Genomic DNA, 22,655 nt, shown 5'->3' with positions numbered 1-22,655 from the left:
GTTTTGAGGTTGTAGATAGGACTGACGAAGTCAGTCACATATATACGGCAAGGCGACGTTGACGTGGTTTGAATTTGATTTTCGAAGAGTATAAACTCATCTGATAACAACTATCTTACCCCAATCCTCAAACAAAAACTGGACTTCCTCCCCAAATGCGCCTATCTCCCTCCCAACTGCACTTTTTGGATAAAGAAAATAGGCAGAACAAACGTTCTACCTAGAAAATATAAGAATTCCAAGTTAATAAAACCGAAATGATTTCGTGTCATTATTAAGTAAAGAAAAGAAATTTTAGTATTTCTAAAAACTATTTATAATAGACACTATAGTATTAAATAAAAATGGTACAGAAAATACTACTGTCAATCTTAAATTTTTAAATCTCGCATAATTTGTTATCCCAATTAGTAATACTGTCAATATGCTGAAATAAGCAAACTTTATATCCGATGGATTAAATAAGTAACAAAGTAAAATGCTAAAACTTAAGGTTATATTTTTAGATAAAAGAATATCTCCAAAGTTCCTCTTATCCTTATCAAAAAATAATGTAATCAGAAAGAGAGAAAATCCATATTCAATAAGAGTTGCTATAAATGTGAAAACAACAGAAATCACTGTCAATATTGTTTCTATTTTAATTGTAAAAAGATTAGATAGTTCAGATAATTTATCAATTTGTTCATCTAAAATTCCCGACTTCATCAGTAAATCAATAAACAAATATAAAAGAAAAAGATAAATAATCAGATTCATTAATTTGTATAAACTATTATTTGTTTGAAATTTCATAAACCCGTCCTTCCTCTATTAAAATCCTTTGAGATTTGCTAATCAATTCTTGATTCAATAAATTATGAGATACATATATAATAGTAGAGCTTTCTTTCATGGAAATTAAACGTTTAGCAATCATATCAATACTTCTTGCATCCACTGTTGATAAGGTCTCATCAATAAAAATATAATCCCAATTTTTAGCAAAAATTAAGGATAAGCCTAATTTGAATTTTGTTCCAGTAGATGCTGTCATATAGTTATCTCCGATTTTATTATCAAAAAAAGTATTAATTTGTTCTTTATCCTCAAATGATAGATGGATTTGAAAAGAATCACACAACAACTGCAAATTTTCTTCTATAGTAAATGGAATAACCCCAAGCTGATTGGTATCAAGGTATAGTACATCTTTGGAGACACAATTCTTTAAACCACTATCAAAAGTCTCTAGCCCAGCTAAAAGTTGTAGAAGGGTGCTCTTTCCTGAACCATTCTCTCCTTCAACTCTGTAAATTCCCTTATCAATCTCTAGTGATATATTTTTCAGTATACATTTATCATAACTTTTAGATTCATTTTCAATTTTCATAATTTAATTCCCTCTATCAACGCTGCTAAAATTAATAAAATATAAGAAATGATATACCATTTTAAATTACTTTTTATATAAATAAGTATATTTTCAATTCCCCTATCCTTCAATAATCGGTATAAAAGATACTGACTCATACCTTGATACCAAATAAAATTCGGTATTTCAATAAGACCATGAGGTAATATTCCTTTTATTGTAGCTACTATTCCAATCATCTGACCAGATATACCCAATTGTATTCCTAAAGATAGCAAATCAAAAAGTTGCAATAAGGGCGAAATCGGAAAACAGAATAGATATAGCAAAAAATTTGTAGAATTTGCCTGTAAAACTGTCAATGTAAATTGTAATTCCAGTTTCGGAGGTATAGTAGCAAAAGTCTCACTTTTTAATATAAAGCTTAAAAGTAAACCTAGTGAAAAACAGACCGTACAAAATAACACATAGTAAATCAGAAAACCACTTTTTCTCATCTAATGCCCCCTACTAAAGTTACAAATAATATCAGAAAACAATATAAAACCAGAAAACTCCATCTCAATAAACTAACTGTACCTTTAATTAAAAATAGAGCTTTCTTATAATAGACATAGGCTATAAAATAATTGAATGGAATCAATAACAAATTCAACAAAATACTTTTTATATCATTACTATAACTTGTCACCGGAATCAAACATAACAACAATGAAAATTGTAAGAAAGAGATTAAATGCGTCAACATCATTAGTTGTGCATTCTTAAAAAAGAAATTCATTTTAGAATGATTAAGAGCAGATAATTGAAGTAAAGCTAGATCTACCCCAATTGAGGATTTATGATTCCCTATTATTGCCTCCATTAATGTGATATATATTGAGGTATAAAGAAACAATATTGGTATTTTTGTACCATCAATTGATAACATCGTCATCATATACCAAAATAGATAGGAAAGAAGAATACTAATCAAAATAAAAGAAAAAGTTAACCCTTTATTTAACCAACAAAAACGAAGCAATATAAATAGACTGCTACGAAATCTTTTTTGGCTCATTCGACTGCTTTTAAAATAGAAATTACTCGCGTGATTATCTAATATCCCCATAACTAAAATAAAATAATTGAGTAGTATGACATAAATTACAACTTGTCCTTGTTCTATAGACAATAGTCCTATAGATAAAAATAAGAACAATTTACTTATAATTGAAAACAAACTAGGTAGAATTAAAGAAATAATTTGAATAACTATCAAACAAAGAGTAATGTATAAATAAAAATATCCAATAATATCTAGAAAATACAAAATAAATAAATAAATGAATGATTGTAAAATTTGGAAAGAATAATATTTCTTGACAATGGCAAGAAGATAGAGAAAAATATAGTTTTTCCTTATATAGAAAGTATTTATTTTTTTACTTTGGATAGGCAGTTTCATATTATAACGATTCAAAGTAGCGTAATCTACTACCAAAAAAAGTAAAAATAATTTCCCTTGAAAAGGAAGATAGCTTTTAAAATAGATTGACAAACTTATGATAACAAAAAACAAAAGGGTTATCCCAATAAAATTAAGATAACCTAAAATACTTTCACATTCTTTTTTAGAAAGTATTTTCATCTAGTTCTACCATAGAGCTGCTTTAGCAGCACCCTTCTTTTTCAATATATAAAGAACTGTTGCTGCAATACCCGAACCAATAGAACCTACTCCTGTGATTGCACCTACAATTGAAATTACTGCTGTAACTGTACTATAAGCACTAATCAAATTGACTACAGTAGCAGCAGCTTTTGTCGAAATTCCTAATGTCCCAGCCAACATAGGAAAAGAAACAACACCTAAGCTTAACCAACTAATGACTGCTAACATTGCTGAAACAATGAGAAATTTATTATGAAATTCCATTCTTTTAGATTTCATTTTAGTGTACTCCTTTTGTATATTATGTATGTTTTATTGAGAGTTAATTCGCACATGTTGTATTCCTAACTCTCTTCAAATGTTCGTCTATATTTTATACTACTTTTATTAACATATCTATAATAAATAAATTACTACTACATTTTCCTAGATTATCAAATTACTTTTATATCACTAAGACTCAATAAAAGATAATGTCTATTTAACTTTTATACGATTACTACCTCCTTTTTAGTTTACACTTCCTACATCATAAATAAACATACTCAACCCTCACAATCTCCAAATCACTCTTTTATATCATTGAAAATTGAGTTTCATCCTCTATACTAATGTAGGAAACCTATTAAAACATTCCTTTAATCCAATATAAGAATACTTTATTCCATTAATCTCTACCTGATATTATAGATAGAACCAAACTCTTATACTTAAAGGGACAAATAACGCTCCAACCATAATAAACCTCCTTTCTTTTTGAGAGCGTTTTCTTTATAGGTTTAGTATAACAAAAACATGAAAAAAACAACATGACTTAGAAGTCAGGTTGTTGGGAAATCTATTTGTTTTTCTTCTAAGATTCTCTGAACTAATATCTGATCATCTAGCAATTCTGCTAGAGAAATTGCCTTTTCATAGAAACTTTCTGCCTCTAAAATATTCTTGTCTACAAATAAAGCATATTTTGCCTTTAGCAAAAATAGATGAGGTCGGTAAAAAACATGTCTTGTTTTAGCAATAATTTTCTCAAATGTTTGAATATATATCAGACTATCTTCTGTCTGAATTTGGATAAATAGGCTCAGAAGAACTTTTTCCATCTGAGCTAGGCTAGCCTTATCTTCATATTCTGAACATAGCAATACTTTTTGAGCTAACTCCTCAAAATGTTCTTTATCTTCTAATCCCATAGCACAACAAAAGAAATACAATTCAATAATCAACAAATCATTTACAGAAAAATATTTCTTTTTTAATAACTGCTGGAAATATTCTTCCACTAACCCTAAACCGTAGGTCACATCTGAACTACCATAAATATCAAAACGAGCTTGTGTCACATCCACAATTAACTGCTCTTCCTCAGGCAAATTCTCATAATAGTTTTCATATATTTCCTCAAGTATAGCTTCTTTTCGTTCGATTCTTCCCTTATCAGCGTAGGTTTGAGAATGAATCAGCTCATCTTTGAGTTTTAGGAATCCTTTTGGAATCTCTATAACCTTAACATCCACAATATTCTGTAATGATACTCCAAGTTTATCCGCAATCAATAATAATTTAGGAAGTGTTGCTAAAACTTGCCCATTTTCAATACGTGCTAGCTGACGAATCGTCAACTCTGATTCATCACCACAAATATCTATCTGAGTTTTTCCACAAGATCGCCTAATAGTTTTGATTTTATAACCAATTTCACGTTTCAACTCATCCATAGTAATACTCCTTAAGTTGATTACAAAGATTTCTTTTTCTTCCTAATTCTTTTGTCAATCATGTACAAAACGATAATCGAAAACAGCGGTGGTACAATATAACTCTTTTCACTCATTGTCAGCTGAAATCCCAGAGTTGCTAGTATCTTAAAGATGAAAATATTCATCAAAAATAGAAAAACAAATACTAAAAAATATCTTAAAACCTTCTTCATTTCTTTTCTTCAACTCTCCTAATTTCTATACCTATTTTATCAAATTTTATCAAAAAATACATGTAAAACTCCAAATAAACAGCTCAAATACACTTTTTTGGCAAAAAATAGGCAGAACAAACGTCCTACCTACTAAAAATATGCTATTGAAAGGAAAATGATTTTTTTCTGATACCCTAGGCAAGCTTGGGACAAATAAATCATTGATAGTAACCTTTACGACATCCTATTTAAAGTTACTTCAATTTTTAATGTCTCTGCTATTTCTAAGCCACCTCTGGTATGATCTATTCATAGTCAGAATAGATAACACCGTTCTAAATTACGATTCATAGTTACTCCTTTTTTTGATTCGTTACTATAAGACACCTATTCCCTATAGAACGTCTACTACCTCAAATTTATCCATTCTTTTTTTCTTTACTTCTGTATAAAAGAATGAAGACCATCATAAATAATGCAATCGTTGGTATATTGAAACTATCAAACCAAGTAGGTAAAGATACTTTATTCATATCAGCTACTAATCTGATGATGATATAAGACATCGAACTAAGTAATACCATGATTTCAGGCCAAACTTTCAGTATTGATTTAACAAATTTCATATTAAACTCCAATGTGATGCATTCCTAGATTCTAGCCTAGCCATTTTAGCGCAGACTAACAAGTCATTCTTAACTGTTTACTCTACTCGCTTTTTATTGACCTTATATCCTAGATAAAAGAGCCCAAATAAAACAGGGTAAATTTCTGGATAAAATAGGGTATTGATTGGATTTCTCAAAATCAAATACGTTGCGATGTAGATTATGAGCGATACGGTAAAATAACCCTCAGTAAAGCCTAATAAAAATGTTTTCATAGAAAGCTCCTATTTACCTGACAAGAATGGCGGGAAAACGCTACCATTCATATACACAAAATCCTTTTGATTCATGTTCTTCATTTATAGTTTTGATTATTTTTTGACAAATCTTTGCGAAAAATACCAAAATATGCTGAGAAAAGCAAACCAACCAAAGTCCATTGCCAATTAAAGTATACTAACGAACCTGTACGAATCACATGAAGCGCGACATTAAGAATTATTCCCAACAAAGGAAATATAGTGGCTAGTTTAGGTAACAATGTATTGAGATTAAGGTTGCGATTATTCATTATCTAACGCCCACGACGAGCCAAATCTGAACCAAATTTGTAACCAGCATTAAAAATTTGTACAGCAGCATTCAGTACTCCTGCAATCCCAACTGCTTCCGTAAGACCAAAACCACCTTTTGTTCCCACTAATTCATCGTCAGATAATTGATAAAATTGTTCTAAGTTCATATTCGTCATTACTCCTTTGTATTATATTTTATTGCTATGTAAATGATTAAAATGAGTATTGGATAAGTAAATACTTCTGAAATATCCATAAAATTTATACTATACTGTCCAGATAATATTTTATAATCAATTAAAATTTGAACGATAGTAAAAATAATACGTAGCGATAACAATACCCCTAATAATATCACTTCTTTTTTTAAAAACATAGAAATGCCTCTCTGACTACAATCAGATTATGGTCTATTCGCATAATACCCCAAAGCTGCTCCTCCAGCAAAAAGCGCTGCTGCTCCACCTGCTACTGCTGCACCTATCTTCCAGATAGACACTCCGGCGATTACAAGAGGCAATGCTCCCCCATCCACAGCCATCAACTCTTCTTCTGTAAGAGCTACAAAGTTCTGTTCCATTTTGTCAAAATTTGTCATCTTTTTTCTCCTCTTGTTCTATTTTTTCTAAATCTTATCTTCTAAAAAATGGGGTTCCAATAAATATACCGCGTAACAATAGACCTGTAATTAGACCCCGTTGATAACTTTCCTTGCTACCACCCACCAGCAAGGCTAAGTCGCTTTCCTTTAATACCTCAACAGTATACTTATCATTCATTTCATTCATCGCTTATCCTCCTAAAAACCAAAACCTCTACGAAATCCAATGTACCAATCTGCAAGGGTCTTCACCCAACTTTCTCCACCTTGAATATCGGTCAATTCTTCCGAAGTTAGCTCAACAAATCCGTAATAATGTTCTTTCATTATTTTATTCCTTTCTTTTTCTTCTCACTTATCTATTCGAAAAAATTTCAAAAATGTACAACTAAATTAAATTTTATTTAAAAAATAATTTAATGAACCATGAATAGAAAATTGGTAGATACATAAAGCAAACTCCTTTCTTTTTCCTCTTACTTATCTATTCGAAAAGGAAGTCAAAAAAATAAGAATATCAGAAAATTTTCCGACATTCTTATTGATAAATTTGTAAGTCTATTAAAACTATTCTACCTTGTAAAAAAATCCCTCGGTACTACCATTGATAAGTTGGTGTCCAAACCATAAGCGGTCTTGTGTAATATCAGACGAGTCAGTATAGCCATTATCTGAAGAAGAGGTGACAGACATGGTTATAGGGATTCCTGCTGGTAAAAAGGCAATAGCTGCACCAGCACCTCCATCTTTAGAAACAGAACTTGCCTTGAGATAGTGGTCAATTTCCTTAGCATGTTCAATTGAAATCTTGGAATGATCACTTACTAAACCATTTTTGTCAAAGGTGAATTCAATACCTGTACGATTCCTCCAAGTGCCTGCGACACTAGAAAAATCTCCATTTTGAATTGCAGTAATATCCATCCCTTTACTTTCTGACGGAAGGCTTGTTTCTCCATTTATGAGACTTGTGACAGATTTCCAAAAGAAAGATCTTATGTCAAGGGAAGGTGGTTTTGTCCCCAGTCCCTCTTCTGTATCTGATTCAATGACTAGTTCTAACAGTGTTCCATCCTGATTCAACTTGTATAGTTTAAGTTGGATTTGATTAGTAGATACTCGGGTAGATAATTGAAAATAACCATTTTCTAAAGGATTAAAATGTACTCGCTCTCCAATAAAGTCCAGATTGTTTTCTGCATTGGTCAGTCGAATAACTTCACCATTTTTAAGAGTTCGAATATCTAATAAATCGTAATAGTTAGAATCCATTTTTAGGGCAATCAAAAGTTCGTCCGTACCGTCTTGGTCTAAATCATACAAGCTATACTGTAATCCAGAATATTCTTTAGGATAAGTGTTTTTTAAGTTTGCTTTTGAATTGATCTCTGTATGTGAAGTTGACGAACCATCTAATACTTTGGCATATTCTTTAAGAACAGGATTATATAGGGTGTAATCAGGTTTCTTCTCTTCCGATGTAGAAAAAGTTGAACTAGTACTTGAAGCAATTGCTTCAGAACTTGTTGCAGAAGTGTTTTCACTCTGATGTTGGCAAGCCGTTAAAATAGAGATAGCTAATATACTAATACTGAATAGAAATAATTTTTTCATATGTTTAATCTTACAATTTGAAATTGTTTTTATACCCACTCACCGTTGTAACTGACACGATAACCGTCAGGTGTAGTTGTATTGATTGCGAGTGCACCAGAGCTATAGGCATAGTACCATTTGCCAGATACTTTCATCCAGCCTGTTTTCATAGCTCCTGAATCTTGAAGGTAGTACCAGCTACCGTTATCTTTGACCCAACCTGTCTTCATCGCACCTGAGCCGTCGAGATAGTACCACGTGCCGTTGTCTTTTACCCAGCCAGTTTGCATCCAACCAGAGTTATCAAAACGATACCAAACACCATTGATTTTTTCCCAGTCATTAGTTGTATAAGTGCCATCTTCGTGTTTATACCACCAGCGACCATTCGAATACATCCAAGTAGATTTAGACTGATGGGTCGTCATGGTTGTATCCGTGTTAGAATAGTTTCCAGATGACGAACTTGTAGAAGTTGACGAGCTAGATGAATTCGAACCTGATTGAGTTGTGGTGTTAGTATTTGAATTTGTTGAAGGATTTCCGATAGTCACCTCTTTTCTAACTTTAAAGACACGTTTTCTATTATCAACTGAGTGATCGTGCGGAGAGCCAGCTTCTCCAGACATCTCCAAGATGTATGTTCCGGCAGGAAACTGTCTGATATCGAAAACATCCCCTTTAAATTTATTACTATAAATTAAAGGCAAAAGAAATTGGTCGTTGACGTCATTAGTTAGACCACTAAAGATGACATCATTATTATGTTGGTACACAATCTTTCCGGTAGCCTTATCAATTAGAGTAACATTTCCTCTAGCTGCATTATCTCCTCCGTGTTGTAGTGGCTCTGAGAGTACACCTTCAAAATTAAATCCAAAATGATGAATTTCAACCTTTGTAATTGTTGCTTCTATTTGTTTTTCAGTACTCGTATTCGAGATAGTATTTGCTTGATTATTTGATAAGACTTCTAGTTTGGTTACATAAGTGTAAAAAGGACCTCCTTTTCCTAGATTTTCTCTGACATCAGCAGTTAACTTATAGAGAGTACCATTTAATTCAAACTTCATGGTATAGATACCATAGTCTGTTGCTTTAAAGACAATTGTTTTACCGTTGAATGTAGCAATGCCGTTGGATTCAAAACTTGCAAATTGCTTAGAGAATTCTTGTCTATAAGCATTATCTACCCAATCAACCGTTGTAAATTCACCATCAGAAAATGCTCCAAGTTGTGCTTTTCTTTTTTCTACAAGCGTCACATCTGTTGCGACTAAATCTGTATCACGATACCCAAGAGCAGGTTCTTCAACATAAGCATTAGCTGCAGGAGACCAGAACTTGACCATCGGGACGCCACTTGCTGCATTGACACTTGAAATTGTAGCTCCTGTTGCTAGGAGTGATAAAACTGCTGTAGTCGTTAAAACGATTTTTTTCATAATTTTTGTATTCCTTTTCTTTTTATCTATTTTTTATAATCTTATCCTATACCCATTCTCCATTGTAATTGACGCGATAGCCGTCTGGTGTAGTCGTATTGATTGCTAGGGCACCAGAGCTATAGGCATAGTACCATTTCCCAGATACCTTCATCCAGCCTGTTTTCATAGCACCTGAGCTATCAAGATAATACCAACTACCGTTATCCTTGAACCAACCAGTCTTCATAGCACCTGAACCGTCGAGATAGTACCACGTGCCGTTGTCTTTTATCCAGCCAGTTTGCATCCAACCTGAACTATCGAAGTGATACCAGATATTATCTAATTTTGCCCACTGATTGTAAGGGTAAGACCCATCAAGTTGCATAAACCACCAACGAGAACCAGATTGTCGCCAAAAACCCATACCCCTACCAATATCTTGCATTTGAAAAAAGAAACCTGGTTTATTAGTCCCGTTAGACTTACCTTGTTTTGTTTTCTTACTGGTATGAGTTCCGATTGCCTTCAAGTCTTTGTCAAAAAGATTCGCCTTAGTCGCAAATGTTTGAATCTGAGAAGAATTTGCTTCTGTATATTGAATGGCCTTTCCATAACCACCAGCTAATTCTTCAGAGCCACCAGATGATGTTCCGAAACTTTGTGCAACGGTAATCCATCCATTTTGAGTGACAGGGTTTTCAAAGGCTGCCAAACCCATATAGGTCAATTCTGAATTGATTAAGGATTCGTAGTGTCCAGTTTGACCAGATACACTTGCCCCACTACGAGATTTGACGTAATCTGCTTTTTCGTCATACCATTGATTAATAGCTGTCATAAATCCATCATAGTTCCAAGCTAAGTTTTCGGCTAGTGAAAAATTCCCTGAAGGCCAGGCACTCCAAATATCTTTATTAGATAAACGTTTATGATGCCTAGTTACAGAAGCTTCTGCTGCCCGAACGAAGGCTGTTTTTTCTAGTTCAGTTGACCATTTGATCGGAACATAGCTAGTAACTAGACCTTCATCTGCTGCCTCTTTTCGAATAGCATTGATACGATCTAAGATAGCCTGTTTATCTGGCGTTAAGAAAGTCCCTTCAATCCCAACTAGAGTAGTACCAGAAGAAGTACTAGTGACCTCAGAGTTTAAGATATTGTAGGATTGACCTTTGATTGCTTGAGTGGAAACCAGCCTATCATTAGCAACTACTGATTGTGATGTAACAATTCCTACCCCAAGAAGTGATAGAGCTGAAATCGTTGCAAGTGTGAACTTTTTAGCTTTGGTGTCCATTTCGTGTCCCCCTATTTTTATTTATTGTAAAATAATCAGTTTGTCCTAAAATCTAGACTTTTTTGGACAAACTTGATAAAATGGAAGTGTAATAATAATTGGTCAAAATGCTGGATTTTAGAACCTTTTTTCTAACGAAAACGCTTCTAAAATAGACTGTATTTTCTGTCCAAAAAATCCTAGGTTTTTTGACAAGAACTATGAATTTTTTATCCAATTGTGAAAGGTGCTTTTTGATACTCCTAAGATGTCTGCACCTTCTCGTAAGGTTATTTCTTTTTTCTTATATTGAGCTATCACATCAGGGAGATTATTCGGAACAACCAATTTTGGTCTGCCGAATTTCTTCCCTTTTTTCTGTGCTTCCCGTATTCCTTCCATTTGTCTTTGTTTGATTTGTTCTCTTTCAAACTGTGCCACATAAGATAGGACTTGTAAAACGATATCGGAGATTAGTTTTCCTGTGATATTATCATTGCTATTCTTTGTATTTAATAAGGGGAAATCTAAAACAGTTATATTTACTTTCTTTTTCTTAGTAATTGCTTGCCATTGTTCTAAAATTTCATCATAGTTTCTTCCCAACCTATCAATTGATTTAATAACCAATTCATCATTTTCTTTCAAGGTAGTTAATAATTTTTGATATTCCATTCTGTCAAAATCTTTTCCTGAAACGTAATCAATAAAAATATTCTCTTTTGATAATTTGTTTTCTACCAATGCTGAAAATTGCCTATCAATATTTTGTTCTTTTGTAGATACTCGAACATAACCGTAACGCATAAAAACTCTCCTTTTTACACTTATTGTAAAATATAAAAGAGGGCAAAATGCCCTCAAGGAGTAGTGTATTCAATTTCTAGCAATTATATATTAGTTCAAACTGGTTCATCAAGCCTTAAAAGTATGTAAAAAATCACAAACTAAGACCTCCTTCATTCCTTTTCTTCAACTTTCCTAATTTCTATACCTATTTTTTATCAAAAATACATGTAAAACTCCAAATGATGCAAATAGACACTTCAACTGCACTTTTTAGCAAAAAATAGGCAGAACAAACGTCCTACCTACTAAAAATATGCTATTTTGAAAGGAAATTGATTTTTTACTGACACCCTAGGCAAGCTTGGGACAAATAAATCATTGATAGCAACATTTACGACATCCTATTTAAAGTTACTTCAATTTCTAATGTCCCCGCTATTTATAAGCCACCTCTGGTATGATCTATTCATAGTCAGAATAGATAACACCGTTCTAAATTACGATTCATAGTTACTCCTTTTTTGATTCGCTACTGCAAGATTCCTATTTACCTGATAAGAGGAGAGATGGTCCTCTTTACATGTGCAAGATAATTTTGAATCAGATTCATCATTTATCGTTTTGATTATTTTTTGACAAATTTTTCTGTTTTCTTCTCCGAAGACTTTAAAAATTTTTTTCTAATTAGATCATCCATATAGGGACCAAATATACCAACTACTAAACCAATAATAAAACTTTTAAAATCCATAATTACCACCAACATGTCGCTGCATAGGCCACACCTCCAAATATAGCTCCTCCCGCAGCACCAGTTGCTGCACCTTGCCATGTTCCTGTTTTAATTCCTAGCTGAAGACCTCGTGCTGCTCCTCCTCCAACACCTGCTTTGGCAAAATCTCCCCAATTGCATCCGCCACCTTCAAGGCAAGCAAGTATCTCAGTATCCATAATTTCAAATTGTGACATCGTTTTTGTATTCATAACGAATGCCTCCTTTTTTATTTTAATGCTTGTCTTGTTGCAAACTTGACAAGTTTGGTATAGCAGTGTTTATTAAATTGTTTCATCCAAATCTTGAATTACTGAAATAATCATTCCCTGTATTCCTCTTATTTCTCTATTCGAAAACGAATTCAAAAATATAATATATGATATTCATTTTAATAAACTATATTAATAAAATGCATTGTAAACATTTCGCCCAAATGCTCTACCAGCATTATAGATACCACCGAAAAATCTTCCCGTACTATCAATCACTTTATGGACATCGATGTTAATATTACCTCTCCATGACACTCGACCACCCTCTACTGTTGCCAAATCTTTTTCTGTAAGACTTGTAAATTTTTCTTCAATTTTTATCATATTCATTATGTCTGTTCCTCTTTATCTATAATTTTTTATTAAAACAAATAATTGTAAATTGTTTCGCCAAACTTCTGCCCCGCCCAATAAACCGGTCCTAAAAGTAATGTCCCTAAAGCATAAATCCCAACTACTCCAACTATGAAAATGAATACTTTTACAGGAATTGACTGCAAACTGTAAAAATTCTCTACCCTAGTAATCCAACTTTCTATTATGCGTTCCATCAGCGCTCTTCCTTCCCTGTTAACGTCCACGACGCTTAGCATGTGCTCCTGAAGCACCATCTACCGCACCCAATAAAAATGTTCCTGCAATTGCGACTCCTCCAACTACTACCAGACCAAATAGCAAGCCTCCTTCTACATCGGCCAATTCCTCATGACTCATTACATGAAAATTATTTTCCATATTTTTAATTTGTTCCATCTTATTCTCCTTTTTTGATTCTTAACAATTGAAAAAGGTAGTTATTTGTATTTCCTTTTTCATATATTCTGTTCATTGTTGTAGGTAAGCTTCACTCTCTAAATATTATCTTAGAATCCAAATAACGCACGACGTAAAATGAACCCCACCATTAAACCATGTTGGTAACTTGCCTCACTACCACCCACCAGCAAGGCTAAGTCGCTTTCCTTTAATACTTCAATAGTATACTTATCATTCATTTCATTCATCTCTTATCCTCCTAAAAACCAAAACCTCTACGAAATCCAATGTACCAATCTACAAGGGTCTTCGTCCAATTTTCTCCACCTTGAATATCGGTCAATTCTTCCGAAGTTAGCTCAACAAATCCGTAATAATGTTCTTTCATTATTTTATTCCTTTCGTTTTCCTCTTACTTATTTATTCGAAAAATAATTCGAAAATGTACAACTAAATTAAATTTTATTTAAAAAATAATTTAATGTACCATGAATAGAAAATCGGTAGATACATAAACCAGGCTCCTTTCTTTTTCCTCTTATTTATCTATTCGAAAAAGAAGTCGAAAGTGTACAACGAAATTAAATTTATTTGAAAAATAATTTAGTAAACCACGGATAAAAAATTGGTAGATACATGAACTAGGCTCCTCTCCTTTTCCTCTTACTTATCTATTCGAAAAACAATTCAAAAATAAACAACTAAATTAAATTTTATTTGAAAAATAATTTAATATACCATGAATAGAAAATCGGTAGATACATGAAGCAAACTCCTTTTCTTTTCCTCTTACTTATCTATTCGAAAAAGAAGTCAAAAAATAAGAATATCAGAAAATTTTCCGATATTCTTATTGATAAACTCATTCAAATCTAACAGATATTAGACATTAAGATATTTTTTAAGGGTTCTTCTGGCTGTTCGTGATACGGGGAAATGCAAGCCTTCTAACAAGGTCACTTCTGTGGCAGTCATCTCTTCAATAGCCTGTAAACTGACTAACGTATTGCGATTGGCATAGACAAAGTAATCTTTTTCAGCCTTGGCAGCGATATCCTTGAGACTGCCATAAATGGTCTTGATAGAATGATTGGCATAATAGACCTTGATACGATGGGATTCCACTGAAGTTTCAAAGGCTAAAATTTCATGGTAGGGCAGAGTGAAGCCCCGTCTTCCCTCAAAACTATAGGTAAAGAGACGCATATTTTCCCTCTTATCTACTGCCAGTACATAGTCCAGACAGCGCTCCAGCTGATGACAGTAGTCCGCCTCTGGCTGATCCTTGGAAATAAAATCCAAGGCAGACAAGTGGTAGCGAAAAGCTAGAGGTAAGGCCTCCGAGTGCGTGGACACAAAGACAATGCTTGTAAAAGGATCCCGCTCCCGAACCTGTTGAGCAACCTGAAAGCCCCGTTCACGCTCTCCATCAATCTCTAAATCTAATAAATAGAGCTGGTAATGGTCAAAATACTGAGAATACTTTTCAACATCCCCATAGTTTTTGGCAATATCAATTTCCAATCTTAAATTGCGAGAGCGACCGATATCTAGTAAAGTCTGCTCTATCCGTCCTTGCTGGACTCTATCGTCTTCCAAAACTAAAATTCTCATTCCTCTCCCCCTCGTTTCTCATCCTTAAATGGCAATTCTAAATCTTGTCTAAAAGTCGTCTCTCCTAGCTGGGTATCTAAGTTTAAATCATAATGAAAAACCATGTCCTCCAAGGTTGCCAAGCCCAGTCCACTGTGGTTATCCTTGGTAGAGTAACCCTTTTGACTGAGAATACTGGGATTCAGTTCTTCTTTCTTACGAGTGTTTTCAATGATAAAACGGACACTCCTATCACCTGCCAATAAAGCAACCCGAATCTGCGGATTTTCAGCCTCACTGGCTGCTTCTAAAGCATTTGTCGTGAGGATAGAGAGGATACGGATAGCCTCCAACATAGGCAATGCCAGCTCTTCGACAACCCCCACCGTCTCCAAACTAAAATGAATTCCCTGCTTATCTGCCACAATCATGGCTTTTGCCAAGGTATTGCGAATAGCTATATCATGGATATTGTGAAGATTAAAGGCCGTGTAATCCGCCTTCCTCAGCTTTTCATTAGTCTTTAGAAAGACATCTTGATAAATGGTAGATACCTCAGCCATGTCTTGATTTGCTATGGCAGGCTCCATGCTGGCGACAATTCCCGCAAAATCATGACGGAAACCTCGAACCTCATCATAGAGATGTCCCAACTTATCCACCATTCCTTGCAAGGAACGATTTTCATCTTCCTGTCTCTGAATGGTCTGCTCATCACGATAAACCTGCTCCAAATGCTTGATGTAAAAGAGCCAAGAGAAAAAGAGAATGAAAATCAGGAGAGAAATGGTCGTATCAAAACGAACGTAGAACGAACTATTTCTATTGGTCATAAACGAAGAGAATATCCTAAATCCAGTCAGAGGTAGGATAATGAAAAAACTCTTATAATAGTGGGTTTTGAAAGCATCTGAAAAGAATAAATCCAAATCCAAAGAACAACGTTTCATAATTGTAGAACATAGAAATATTGATAATAAATCAAATACAGATCTATATAAAGTGGAAAACGAATCTACAAAACAACAAGGCTCACCAGATAATACACGAATCCAAATTGTCAAAAATAAATAACGAATACTTTGAAAGAAGAGAAAAAGATACAGAGAAAGAAAAAAAGCTTCCCCTTTTCCCTTGTGCAATACTAGTAAAAAAATACAGTAAAAGAAGAGAATGATTCCTATATGAAATAATTCTCCAAATGTTTGGCGAGCAGATAAACTAATTAAAAATACAAGGACCCAATAACGTTTTTTATAAAATTCTGGGGAAATTTGAGCACCCAAATAAATAGTAGGAACCATGGTTGAAACGACTACCAACAGTATATATAGCACAGAAACTAAGAATTCTAAAATAATCATAAATAAATCTAATCTCTAACGAATACTGTGAATTTAAGCAAAGTGTCTACCCGTACTAAATAACTTATCGCACCATTTTACGGCATCTTCAAAAATCCCTCCACCATTCACTTCCTCCAATACCTCTGAGGTTAACTCTTCAAATTGTTCCAATTCTACAAATGTATTTTTCATTTCCATGACAGACTCCTTTTCATTATTTTATAGATAACTCTATCCCCTGCTCCATCTACAAAAGGCTTTAGTTTCCTTTTAAAATACAAGAAATCTAAAGCCTCCTGAAAATGGTATATTGGTTAGAGCGTTAACGATTAGTTGTGAAGATGTTATTTTTATTTAACCACAACCACTTTATAATATTCGTTTGAGTGTGGAGATTCAATTTTAATTTTTTCACCATATAAACCATCGATTTCTTTATCCAGATAATCTGAAACTCCTGATGGCAAGCGTTTCATCTTAAGAATTTCACCAGATTGATCCGCATAGGCTAGGATGTGATAGTGGGTTGTAGCCATACCATCATCAATCAATACAAAGTAACCTGTTTTGAGCTTACCTTGCTCATTTTCTAAATAGTATAGTTTATTGTTATTGATTGTAAAGTGGGTAGCTCCAAGACGAAGTCGTGCACCTGGATTTTCTAAATAGATATCATTGCCAACTTTTTTAATCTCTGAATAGGTTGTCATTGCTGGGATATTAACCACACGATGTCCATTTTCATCAAAGTAGTAGCGATTTGGTAAGTTTTGGAAGTTCTGTACAACTGCCTTAGGATCAATTTCTTGTCCTTCTTCTTTATTATCCACTAAAGTTAAGGTAGTATTTGCAACCTCATCTCCATATTTATTAGAAAACTTCTTGAACTCTGGTCTGATATACCAAGCATTTTTTTCAATAATGACTCCATCTTTTCTATGAATAAGATGATAATCATACCCATCAGACAAAGTAACAATATTTGTGATAATTGTATCATCCGCTTGAGATTGTTCAACCTGACTAGGGAGTTTGGTTAACATATAGCCATCCTTACCAATGACATAACTTTCCCCATCACTGGCTGGAACAGCTCTATCTGCAACCATAGCACCTGATTTTTCAAAGTAAGACCATTTACCATCTATGAACTCCCAACCTGTCATCATAGAACCACTAAAATGAAGATAGTACCATGTAGACCCTTCTTTGTACCAACCTGTACGCATGGCGCCACTATCTGCTAGTGAGTACCATGTGCTACCTTCCTTGTACCAGCCAGTACGCATAGCGCCACTATCTGCGAGCGAATACCAAGTGTTACCGTCTTTTAGCCAACCTGTCTGCATTTTACCAGTGCTGTCGAAGTGATACCATGACCCAGCATTTTGTACCCATTTATCCTTAGCTAGACTGCCATCTTGAGAAAGATTCCAGTCAGCACCATTTTTAACCCAAGTATCTGCAGCCTGTGCTTGGTTGATAGACAAAAGTAAGCCAGCACCTGCAAGCAAACCAAGAGTAAGTAATTTAGATTTTTTCATAGCCATTTCCTCCTTTATTGAATAGCTATAAGAGGGCTTCCCCTCTTTATTTAGCTATATTTTAATACTTTTCATTGTCAAAGTCAATAATATTGTGAAAAATTAGACAATATTACCAATATCTACGAATTGTATTTTGATCCATTCCATATTGATTCATATAAGAAACATCTTGACCTCTATCTGGAGCATGAACTACCTTGCCACCACCAACATAAATACCCACATGTTGATTTGAACCTTGGTCGCCATTGTACAATATTAAATCTCCAGGAAGTTGTGAGCCATTACTTACATAGCTTCCTCCTGTTGCTTGACCATAGGTTACTCTAGGAATACTAATATCAAACTTAGCATGAATAGCCATCGTAAATCCTGAGCAATCTACGCCACTATTCAAATCTGCCCCACCCCAAACATATGGGATTTTTCCTACAAATGTCTCTGCGTATTCACCAAGTGCCTGTCCACGATTTTCTACCCATACACCACTGGCTCTAAAGAAGTATGGTGTACCATTCACACGTTGATAACCAGTGACCATAGCACCACTAGCAGATAAGTAGTAATAATTACCATCAGGTTGAATCCAAGTATTTTCTTTCATCCATCCTTGGTCATCAAAATAGTACCACTTGCCATCTAATTGTTCCCAATTTTTAGCATACCCACCTGAACCGTATTTAAACCACCATTTACCATTGGTTTGCATCCATGTTCCTTTCGGATCACGATATTGATTGAAAGCTTTCTTCTCTTGATTTCCCTCTGCTTGGGTTTCTTTATCTTCAAAACCAATCAATTTTACTTGATCAGCTTCTTCAGCTTTTATCTTGCCTTGATTAACTAATTGAGCAATCGCTTCTTTCTCACTTGCTGATGGGGAATCAGCATAGGCTACCGTAGTATTTGCTAGGAGAACGCCTCCTGCAAGAACTAACAAACTAGAATAAAGATATTTTTTCATCATAAAAATCCTTTCTTTTCTCCTTTTTGGAGATTGATTTTTTCTGACTCCATTATATCCCTTATTTGTCCTCAGATTTCTACTGTCCCTAGAAAGACTAAATCTGTTCCTAAACGGTCACTTATACTCAATGAAAATNNGTTTTGAGGTGGCAGATAGAGCTGACATGGTTTGAAGAGATTTTCGAAGAGTATTAAGCCAAATAAAAAATTCCAAAGCAAATGCCTTGGAACTCCGATTTCTATTTTGCTTGAATGATTTTAACAACATCTCCTACACTTTGGAGTTGGTCAATTTCTTCGTCGCTGATTTCGATATTAAATTCATCTTCCAGTGTCAAGATAAACTCCATCAAGTCAACTGAGTCAGCATCCAAATCGTCTTTCAGACTCAAGGATTCTGTCACGACAAAGTCCTCTCCCTGTCGCTCTTGGATAATGGTTACAATACGGTCAAAAATTTCTTTTTCTGTCATCTCTTTTATTCTCCTGAAAATTCACGCGCAGTCTGGGCAACTACGTCTGTTTCTAGCATGGTACGAATCTGGCGAATCGTACTATAAACAGCCTTGGCATCGCTTGAGCCATGAGTCTTGACAACAGGTGCCTTGACACCAAACAAGACCGCTCCACCAACATCTGAGTAGTTGAGCTGTTTTTTCAAACCTCTGAGGCTATCCTTGAGAAGGAGTGCGCCTAGTTTCGCTCGAAGACCACCACCTGTAATAGCTGTCTTGAGCAATCCCATGATTCCCATGGCTGTCCCTTCGATGGATTTGAGCACAGCGTTTCCCGTGAAACCATCTGCCACGACAACATCCGCAACGCCATTCATCAAATCACGTGCTTCCACGTTTCCGATAAAGTTCAAACTTTCATCAGCTGCTAGTAATTCGTAAGTTTCCTTACGAAGCGGGTCACCCTTGCTACTCTCTGTTCCATTGTTAAGTAAGCCAACACGTGGTTGCGCAATGCCACGGACATTTTTAGCATAGAAAGAACCTAGAACCGCATATTGATGGAGGTGCTGGGCTGTATTTTCTGCATTGGCACCGAGGTCCAGCATGTCAAACCCCTTCCCATCTACAGTCGGCAAAGTCGACATAAGTCCAGGACGATCGATGTTCTTGATACGACCCACGATGAAGAATCCTGCCGCCAACAAGGCACCTGTATTCCCAGCCGAGAGAACAGCGTCTGCTTCTCCTTCTTTGACAGCCTTGGCCGCCAATACCATACTGGCATTTTTCTTCTTCCGAATAGCTCTCGTAGGTTCATCGTCTGAATCAATCTTTTCATCCGTATGGATAATGCTGACGCGCTCTGTCGCTGTCAGATATTGCTTGATTTTAGCTTCATCTCCGTAGAGTTGAACCTCAATATCTGAAAAGTCAGCTAGGGCTTGATTGACACCCTCAACGATGGCTTGAGGTGCGTAATCGCCCCCCATGGCATCTACTGCGATTTTTTTCATTTCTTTTCCTCTTTTAGTAATTGTCCCCAGTCTGCTAGGGAATCAATAAATTTCTTTGATTTTAGGTGAATCCCAACGTACTCTTCGTAGAGCTGATCCATAAACTGGCGTAAGTCTTGCTTGATATCGGGCTTGAGCGAAATGGTCTCCAAGGTCTCAAAATCAATGGCTTGAAATTGATTGAGCAGATAAGGGATATTGGGATTGAGATGGCAACGTCTCTCATCCTCATGATAATGCTCTGAACAGAGGCAGGCTCCATATTTGAAAGAAAAGTCAAAAGCCTGACCGACCCGATGGCAAAAGACACACTCATTAAAATTAAGGCTGATCCCAAATCGAGTCAAAATTTGAATTTCAAAAATATTGGTCAAAACCTGATAATCCAAGCCTGCTTCCATCAACTCCAAAGTCTTTTGCAAAAAAGCAAACAAGGGAGCATCCTGCTGATTGTCCTGCAAACTAGCATCTGCAAGAGCTGCCACATAGGTCGCATAGGCCATGACAAAGAGGTCACTATTAATCTTGGGAAAAGTCATGACCTCATGATAGTCTTCGATGTAACTGAGTCCATCATCATTGATTCGCAAGAGAAATCGTGCCAGCACCAAGGGCTGAATAACAGGCGCCAGCTTAGACTGACCAGCGTGTTTGACAAAAAACATGCGTTTGCCAACCTGCTCTGTAAAAATCTTGACGAGCTTGTCATCCTCACGAAAATTGCGATTATAGAGCACCAAGCCTTGACTCGTGATAGACTGAATCATGCTTCTCTCATATACTCCTCAAGTCGTTTCATGGCTTCTTTGATAGTCTCCATGCTGGCTGCATAAGACAGGCGAACATAACCTTCTCCATAACACCCAAAGGCAGCACCAGGGATAAAGGCAACAGCCTTCTTCTGAGCAAAATCCTTTAGAAAGGCAAAGGAGTCTTGGTTGTAACCAGCTGGAATCTTAGCAAAGATATAGAAGGCACCGTCTGGTTTGATAATCTCAAAACCAAGAGCAGTCATTTTCTCGATAATATAATCACGACGCTGGATATATTCCTTCTTCATAGGCTCCGCATCGTTTTTACCAGCCGTCAAGGCCTCCACCGCAGCGTGTTGCGCCATGGTATTTGCGGCAGTCACCAAGTACTGGTGACTCTTGATTAACTGAGCTGTGAAGGCCGCAGGAGCGAAAATTAGTCCCAAACGCCAACCGGTCATAGCATGCGATTTAGATAGACCATTGATAATGATAGCCTGGTCTCTCAACATAGTTCCTAGAGATACATGGGCTTCGCCTGTATAGGTCAATTCTGAGTAAACCTCATCACAGACAACGAAAATTTCGTACTTGCGTAAAACGTCTGCCAAGGCCTCCAACTGCTCCCGACTATAGGTAATTCCTGTCGGATTAACTGGATAGTTGAGAATAACCGCCTTGAGCTTGTCTCCCTGCTCCAAAATGGCCTTTTCCAACATCTCAGGAGTCAAGACAAAACCATTTTCAGTCGTATCAATCTCAACAATTTCTGCCCCAACTAAGTTAACAATCGGTTCATAGCCTGGATAAGCAGGAGCTGGCAAAAGTACCTTGTCTCCCTCTTCCAAAATAGCCGTCAAAGTCGCAGATAAAGCCTCTGTCGCCCCAATTGTAACCAAGATTTCATTTTCAGGAGCATAGTCCAGTTGGTACTTTTCCTTAACAAAGTCACTGGCTGCCTGACGTAGAGTCAGCAGACCACTCATCCCTGTATAGTAGGATTGGTTCTGATCAATCGCTCGCTTGGCCGCCTCCTTGACATGATCTGGCGTTGTAAAATCAGGTTCCCCCAAGGTCAAACGCAAGACCCCAGGAATCTCCGAAATAACCTGGTCAAACTGACGAATCAACGAAACTTGAATCTTATCTAACTGTTTATTAAAGCGCTTAGTTAAATCCATAGATACCTCCTACTGTAAAAACGTATCTCTATTATACTACAAAAGCCCCCCGACCGCAAAAATACATGATAGAATAACGCTAGCATAACAAATTGAAGTAGGTTAATTTAAATTGATTACAACACTATGTTTTGAGAATACTCAATGAAAATCTCATGAGACTAGGAATCGAGGTGAAAGCATAACTAATACTCAATGAAA

The 22,655-nt window shown here is 35.5% G+C and carries 35 protein-coding genes; all 35 read right to left on the bottom strand.

Going from position 1 to position 22,655, the window contains the following annotated elements; all coding sequences use genetic code 11:
• Nucleotides 1-303: 303 nt before the first annotated feature.
• The 35 genes from HT703_RS06920 to HT703_RS06765 all read right to left on the bottom strand — a co-directional run bounded on the left by HT703_RS06920 (nt 304) and on the right by HT703_RS06765 (nt 22,454).
• Entirely contained in the window at nt 304-795 is a 492-nt protein-coding gene (locus HT703_RS06920; protein WP_054392668.1) for a hypothetical protein, read from the bottom strand.
• Nucleotides 776-1,372 carry an ATP-binding cassette domain-containing protein gene (locus HT703_RS06915; protein ID WP_000687786.1) on the bottom strand — a complete coding sequence of 199 codons (597 nt, stop codon included), beginning with the start codon at nt 1,370-1,372 and terminating at the stop codon, nt 776-778. The genes HT703_RS06920 and HT703_RS06915 overlap by 20 nt, the downstream gene beginning before the upstream one ends.
• Nucleotides 1,369-1,851 (bottom strand): stage II sporulation protein M, encoded by a 483-nt coding sequence (locus tag HT703_RS06910; RefSeq protein WP_001232096.1) that lies wholly within the window; start codon nt 1,849-1,851, stop codon nt 1,369-1,371. The genes HT703_RS06915 and HT703_RS06910 overlap by 4 nt, the downstream gene beginning before the upstream one ends.
• Entirely contained in the window at nt 1,848-2,984 is a 1,137-nt protein-coding gene (locus HT703_RS06905) for a hypothetical protein (protein ID WP_000698831.1), read from the bottom strand. The genes HT703_RS06910 and HT703_RS06905 overlap by 4 nt, the downstream gene beginning before the upstream one ends.
• Before the next feature lie 6 nt (nt 2,985-2,990).
• Nucleotides 2,991-3,287, bottom strand: a complete 297-nt coding sequence (locus HT703_RS06900; RefSeq protein ID WP_000837726.1) for an uberolysin/carnocyclin family circular bacteriocin — start codon at nt 3,285-3,287, stop codon at nt 2,991-2,993.
• Nucleotides 3,288-3,829: 542 nt separating this feature from the next.
• Nucleotides 3,830-4,723 carry an XRE family transcriptional regulator gene (locus HT703_RS06895; protein ID WP_000343893.1) on the bottom strand — a complete coding sequence of 298 codons (894 nt, stop codon included), beginning with the start codon at nt 4,721-4,723 and terminating at the stop codon, nt 3,830-3,832.
• 20 nt (nt 4,724-4,743) lie between these two features.
• Nucleotides 4,744-4,938: a hypothetical protein gene (locus HT703_RS11770; RefSeq protein ID WP_000757185.1), complete on the bottom strand. Its 195-nt coding sequence runs from the start codon at nt 4,936-4,938 to the stop codon at nt 4,744-4,746.
• Between the two features lie 401 nt (nt 4,939-5,339).
• Complete coding sequence (locus HT703_RS06890; protein WP_000673799.1) at nt 5,340-5,546, bottom strand: bacteriocin immunity protein; 207 nt, start codon at nt 5,544-5,546, stop codon at nt 5,340-5,342.
• Nucleotides 5,547-5,623: 77 nt separating this feature from the next.
• Nucleotides 5,624-5,803, bottom strand: coding sequence for a hypothetical protein (locus HT703_RS06885; protein ID WP_000846995.1), 180 nt, complete (start codon nt 5,801-5,803; stop codon nt 5,624-5,626).
• 80 nt (nt 5,804-5,883) lie between these two features.
• Nucleotides 5,884-6,099: a bacteriocin immunity protein gene (locus HT703_RS11765; RefSeq protein ID WP_079247587.1), complete on the bottom strand. Its 216-nt coding sequence runs from the start codon at nt 6,097-6,099 to the stop codon at nt 5,884-5,886.
• 3 nt (nt 6,100-6,102) lie between these two features.
• Nucleotides 6,103-6,270: a class IIb bacteriocin, lactobin A/cerein 7B family gene (locus HT703_RS06880; RefSeq protein WP_007284951.1), complete on the bottom strand. Its 168-nt coding sequence runs from the start codon at nt 6,268-6,270 to the stop codon at nt 6,103-6,105.
• Nucleotides 6,271-6,278: 8 nt separating this feature from the next.
• Complete coding sequence (locus HT703_RS06875; RefSeq protein ID WP_000478865.1) at nt 6,279-6,479, bottom strand: hypothetical protein; 201 nt, start codon at nt 6,477-6,479, stop codon at nt 6,279-6,281.
• Between the two features lie 27 nt (nt 6,480-6,506).
• Entirely contained in the window at nt 6,507-6,701 is a 195-nt protein-coding gene (locus HT703_RS06870; RefSeq protein WP_000180814.1) for a class IIb bacteriocin, lactobin A/cerein 7B family, read from the bottom strand.
• Nucleotides 6,702-6,735: 34 nt separating this feature from the next.
• A complete protein-coding gene (locus tag HT703_RS06865; protein WP_001004586.1) occupies nt 6,736-6,891 on the bottom strand; it encodes a hypothetical protein in 156 nt (51 codons plus the stop codon).
• A gap of 11 nt (nt 6,892-6,902) precedes the next feature.
• On the bottom strand, nt 6,903-7,031 hold the full coding sequence (locus HT703_RS06860; protein ID WP_000658224.1) for a smi_0059.1 family bacteriocin-like peptide: 129 nt from the start codon (nt 7,029-7,031) through the stop codon (nt 6,903-6,905).
• A 240-nt stretch (nt 7,032-7,271) separates the two neighbouring features.
• A complete protein-coding gene (locus HT703_RS06855) occupies nt 7,272-8,318 on the bottom strand; it encodes a DUF6287 domain-containing protein (protein ID WP_000732623.1) in 1,047 nt (348 codons plus the stop codon).
• 29 nt (nt 8,319-8,347) lie between these two features.
• A complete protein-coding gene (locus tag HT703_RS06850) occupies nt 8,348-9,745 on the bottom strand; it encodes an N-acetylmuramoyl-L-alanine amidase family protein (protein WP_054392670.1) in 1,398 nt (465 codons plus the stop codon).
• 46 nt (nt 9,746-9,791) lie between these two features.
• Nucleotides 9,792-11,027 carry a CAP domain-containing protein gene (locus tag HT703_RS11995; protein ID WP_023935473.1) on the bottom strand — a complete coding sequence of 412 codons (1,236 nt, stop codon included), beginning with the start codon at nt 11,025-11,027 and terminating at the stop codon, nt 9,792-9,794.
• A 198-nt stretch (nt 11,028-11,225) separates the two neighbouring features.
• Nucleotides 11,226-11,813 carry a recombinase family protein gene (locus HT703_RS06840; RefSeq protein ID WP_023935475.1) on the bottom strand — a complete coding sequence of 196 codons (588 nt, stop codon included), beginning with the start codon at nt 11,811-11,813 and terminating at the stop codon, nt 11,226-11,228.
• Nucleotides 11,814-12,420: 607 nt separating this feature from the next.
• Nucleotides 12,421-12,546, bottom strand: coding sequence for a PncF family bacteriocin immunity protein (locus HT703_RS12155; protein WP_007284823.1), 126 nt, complete (start codon nt 12,544-12,546; stop codon nt 12,421-12,423).
• Between the two features lie 2 nt (nt 12,547-12,548).
• Nucleotides 12,549-12,779 carry a bacteriocin-like peptide BlpU gene (gene blpU / locus HT703_RS06835; RefSeq protein WP_001093485.1) on the bottom strand — a complete coding sequence of 77 codons (231 nt, stop codon included), beginning with the start codon at nt 12,777-12,779 and terminating at the stop codon, nt 12,549-12,551.
• A 192-nt stretch (nt 12,780-12,971) separates the two neighbouring features.
• Nucleotides 12,972-13,172: an SPPN_00645 family bacteriocin-like peptide gene (locus HT703_RS06830; protein ID WP_049512841.1), complete on the bottom strand. Its 201-nt coding sequence runs from the start codon at nt 13,170-13,172 to the stop codon at nt 12,972-12,974.
• 32 nt (nt 13,173-13,204) lie between these two features.
• The gene (locus HT703_RS06825; protein ID WP_050235404.1) at nt 13,205-13,393 is read right to left on the bottom strand and encodes a hypothetical protein; all 189 of its coding nucleotides are present in this window, start codon (nt 13,391-13,393) and stop codon (nt 13,205-13,207) included.
• 19 nt (nt 13,394-13,412) lie between these two features.
• Nucleotides 13,413-13,595, bottom strand: a complete 183-nt coding sequence (locus HT703_RS06820; protein ID WP_000435077.1) for a class IIb bacteriocin, lactobin A/cerein 7B family — start codon at nt 13,593-13,595, stop codon at nt 13,413-13,415.
• A 110-nt stretch (nt 13,596-13,705) separates the two neighbouring features.
• Nucleotides 13,706-13,846, bottom strand: a complete 141-nt coding sequence (locus HT703_RS06815; RefSeq protein ID WP_001004581.1) for a hypothetical protein — start codon at nt 13,844-13,846, stop codon at nt 13,706-13,708.
• Between the two features lie 11 nt (nt 13,847-13,857).
• The gene (locus HT703_RS06810) at nt 13,858-13,986 is read right to left on the bottom strand and encodes a smi_0059.1 family bacteriocin-like peptide (RefSeq protein ID WP_000658221.1); all 129 of its coding nucleotides are present in this window, start codon (nt 13,984-13,986) and stop codon (nt 13,858-13,860) included.
• Nucleotides 13,987-14,480: 494 nt separating this feature from the next.
• The gene (locus HT703_RS06805; RefSeq protein WP_001221866.1) at nt 14,481-15,212 is read right to left on the bottom strand and encodes a response regulator transcription factor; all 732 of its coding nucleotides are present in this window, start codon (nt 15,210-15,212) and stop codon (nt 14,481-14,483) included.
• Nucleotides 15,209-16,024: a GHKL domain-containing protein gene (locus HT703_RS11750; RefSeq protein WP_007285090.1), complete on the bottom strand. Its 816-nt coding sequence runs from the start codon at nt 16,022-16,024 to the stop codon at nt 15,209-15,211. The genes HT703_RS06805 and HT703_RS11750 overlap by 4 nt, the downstream gene beginning before the upstream one ends.
• Before the next feature lie 564 nt (nt 16,025-16,588).
• Complete coding sequence (locus HT703_RS06795) at nt 16,589-16,735, bottom strand: smi_0057.1 family bacteriocin-like peptide (protein WP_050207639.1); 147 nt, start codon at nt 16,733-16,735, stop codon at nt 16,589-16,591.
• A 152-nt stretch (nt 16,736-16,887) separates the two neighbouring features.
• On the bottom strand, nt 16,888-18,081 hold the full coding sequence (locus tag HT703_RS06790; protein ID WP_172929990.1) for an N-acetylmuramoyl-L-alanine amidase family protein: 1,194 nt from the start codon (nt 18,079-18,081) through the stop codon (nt 16,888-16,890).
• Between the two features lie 112 nt (nt 18,082-18,193).
• Nucleotides 18,194-19,051, bottom strand: coding sequence for a C40 family peptidase (locus HT703_RS06785; RefSeq protein WP_172929989.1), 858 nt, complete (start codon nt 19,049-19,051; stop codon nt 18,194-18,196).
• A gap of 238 nt (nt 19,052-19,289) precedes the next feature.
• On the bottom strand, nt 19,290-19,523 hold the full coding sequence (locus HT703_RS06780) for an acyl carrier protein (RefSeq protein ID WP_000136445.1): 234 nt from the start codon (nt 19,521-19,523) through the stop codon (nt 19,290-19,292).
• A gap of 5 nt (nt 19,524-19,528) precedes the next feature.
• The gene (gene plsX, locus HT703_RS06775) at nt 19,529-20,521 is read right to left on the bottom strand and encodes a phosphate acyltransferase PlsX (RefSeq protein WP_023932889.1); all 993 of its coding nucleotides are present in this window, start codon (nt 20,519-20,521) and stop codon (nt 19,529-19,531) included.
• Complete coding sequence (gene recO, locus HT703_RS06770) at nt 20,518-21,288, bottom strand: DNA repair protein RecO (protein ID WP_023932887.1); 771 nt, start codon at nt 21,286-21,288, stop codon at nt 20,518-20,520. Before recO ends, plsX begins: the two co-directional genes overlap by 4 nt.
• Nucleotides 21,285-22,454 carry a pyridoxal phosphate-dependent aminotransferase gene (locus tag HT703_RS06765; RefSeq protein WP_172929988.1) on the bottom strand — a complete coding sequence of 390 codons (1,170 nt, stop codon included), beginning with the start codon at nt 22,452-22,454 and terminating at the stop codon, nt 21,285-21,287. Before HT703_RS06765 ends, recO begins: the two co-directional genes overlap by 4 nt.
• Nucleotides 22,455-22,655 lie beyond the last annotated feature (201 nt).

Origin of the sequence: Streptococcus sp. 3874, from assembly GCF_013276425.1 — a bacterium.
Lineage (GTDB): Bacteria > Bacillota > Bacilli > Lactobacillales > Streptococcaceae > Streptococcus > Streptococcus pseudopneumoniae.
Note: the sequence above shows the minus strand (reverse complement) of the source record. Positions and strands in the feature narration are given on the sequence as shown.

Bases quoted from the DNA above. Each gene is read 5' to 3' on its own strand.
- HT703_RS11995 (WP_023935473.1), bottom strand. From the start codon at position 11,027: ATGGACACCAAAGCTAAAAAGTTCACACTTGCAACGATTTCAGCTCTA.
- HT703_RS06850 (WP_054392670.1), bottom strand. From the start codon at position 9,745: ATGAAAAAAATCGTTTTAACGACTACAGCAGTTTTATCACTCCTAGCA.
- HT703_RS06915 (WP_000687786.1), bottom strand. From the start codon at position 1,372: ATGAAAATTGAAAATGAATCTAAAAGTTATGATAAATGTATACTGAAA.
- HT703_RS06815 (WP_001004581.1), bottom strand. From the start codon at position 13,846: ATGAATGAAATGAATGATAAGTATACTATTGAAGTATTAAAGGAAAGC.
- HT703_RS06785 (WP_172929989.1), bottom strand. From the start codon at position 19,051: ATGATGAAAAAATATCTTTATTCTAGTTTGTTAGTTCTTGCAGGAGGC.
- HT703_RS06780 (WP_000136445.1), bottom strand. From the start codon at position 19,523: ATGACAGAAAAAGAAATTTTTGACCGTATTGTAACCATTATCCAAGAG.
- HT703_RS06920 (WP_054392668.1), bottom strand. From the start codon at position 795: ATGAAATTTCAAACAAATAATAGTTTATACAAATTAATGAATCTGATT.
- HT703_RS06905 (WP_000698831.1), bottom strand. From the start codon at position 2,984: ATGAAAATACTTTCTAAAAAAGAATGTGAAAGTATTTTAGGTTATCTT.
- plsX (WP_023932889.1), bottom strand. From the start codon at position 20,521: ATGAAAAAAATCGCAGTAGATGCCATGGGGGGCGATTACGCACCTCAA.
- HT703_RS06875 (WP_000478865.1), bottom strand. From the start codon at position 6,479: ATGTTTTTAAAAAAAGAAGTGATATTATTAGGGGTATTGTTATCGCTA.
- HT703_RS11750 (WP_007285090.1), bottom strand. From the start codon at position 16,024: ATGACCAATAGAAATAGTTCGTTCTACGTTCGTTTTGATACGACCATT.
- recO (WP_023932887.1), bottom strand. From the start codon at position 21,288: ATGATTCAGTCTATCACGAGTCAAGGCTTGGTGCTCTATAATCGCAAT.
- HT703_RS06860 (WP_000658224.1), bottom strand. From the start codon at position 7,031: ATGAAAGAACATTATTACGGATTTGTTGAGCTAACTTCGGAAGAATTG.
- HT703_RS06795 (WP_050207639.1), bottom strand. From the start codon at position 16,735: ATGGAAATGAAAAATACATTTGTAGAATTGGAACAATTTGAAGAGTTA.
- HT703_RS06865 (WP_001004586.1), bottom strand. From the start codon at position 6,891: ATGAATGAAATGAATGATAAGTATACTGTTGAGGTATTAAAGGAAAGC.
- HT703_RS06900 (WP_000837726.1), bottom strand. From the start codon at position 3,287: ATGAAATCTAAAAGAATGGAATTTCATAATAAATTTCTCATTGTTTCA.
- HT703_RS11770 (WP_000757185.1), bottom strand. From the start codon at position 4,938: ATGAAGAAGGTTTTAAGATATTTTTTAGTATTTGTTTTTCTATTTTTG.
- HT703_RS06790 (WP_172929990.1), bottom strand. From the start codon at position 18,081: ATGAAAAAATCTAAATTACTTACTCTTGGTTTGCTTGCAGGTGCTGGC.
- HT703_RS06855 (WP_000732623.1), bottom strand. From the start codon at position 8,318: ATGAAAAAATTATTTCTATTCAGTATTAGTATATTAGCTATCTCTATT.
- HT703_RS06840 (WP_023935475.1), bottom strand. From the start codon at position 11,813: ATGCGTTACGGTTATGTTCGAGTATCTACAAAAGAACAAAATATTGAT.
- HT703_RS06895 (WP_000343893.1), bottom strand. From the start codon at position 4,723: ATGGATGAGTTGAAACGTGAAATTGGTTATAAAATCAAAACTATTAGG.
- HT703_RS06890 (WP_000673799.1), bottom strand. From the start codon at position 5,546: ATGAAATTTGTTAAATCAATACTGAAAGTTTGGCCTGAAATCATGGTA.
- HT703_RS06765 (WP_172929988.1), bottom strand. From the start codon at position 22,454: ATGGATTTAACTAAGCGCTTTAATAAACAGTTAGATAAGATTCAAGTT.
- HT703_RS06885 (WP_000846995.1), bottom strand. From the start codon at position 5,803: ATGAAAACATTTTTATTAGGCTTTACTGAGGGTTATTTTACCGTATCG.
- HT703_RS06880 (WP_007284951.1), bottom strand. From the start codon at position 6,270: ATGAACTTAGAACAATTTTATCAATTATCTGACGATGAATTAGTGGGA.
- HT703_RS06870 (WP_000180814.1), bottom strand. From the start codon at position 6,701: ATGACAAATTTTGACAAAATGGAACAGAACTTTGTAGCTCTTACAGAA.
- HT703_RS06910 (WP_001232096.1), bottom strand. From the start codon at position 1,851: ATGAGAAAAAGTGGTTTTCTGATTTACTATGTGTTATTTTGTACGGTC.
- HT703_RS06810 (WP_000658221.1), bottom strand. From the start codon at position 13,986: ATGAAAGAACATTATTACGGATTTGTTGAGCTAACTTCGGAAGAATTG.
- HT703_RS06825 (WP_050235404.1), bottom strand. From the start codon at position 13,393: ATGGAACGCATAATAGAAAGTTGGATTACTAGGGTAGAGAATTTTTAC.
- blpU (WP_001093485.1), bottom strand. From the start codon at position 12,779: ATGAATACAAAAACGATGTCACAATTTGAAATTATGGATACTGAGATA.
- HT703_RS06805 (WP_001221866.1), bottom strand. From the start codon at position 15,212: ATGAGAATTTTAGTTTTGGAAGACGATAGAGTCCAGCAAGGACGGATA.
- HT703_RS06820 (WP_000435077.1), bottom strand. From the start codon at position 13,595: ATGGAACAAATTAAAAATATGGAAAATAATTTTCATGTAATGAGTCAT.
- HT703_RS12155 (WP_007284823.1), bottom strand. From the start codon at position 12,546: ATGGATTTTAAAAGTTTTATTATTGGTTTAGTAGTTGGTATATTTGGT.
- HT703_RS11765 (WP_079247587.1), bottom strand. From the start codon at position 6,099: ATGAATAATCGCAACCTTAATCTCAATACATTGTTACCTAAACTAGCC.
- HT703_RS06830 (WP_049512841.1), bottom strand. From the start codon at position 13,172: ATGAATATGATAAAAATTGAAGAAAAATTTACAAGTCTTACAGAAAAA.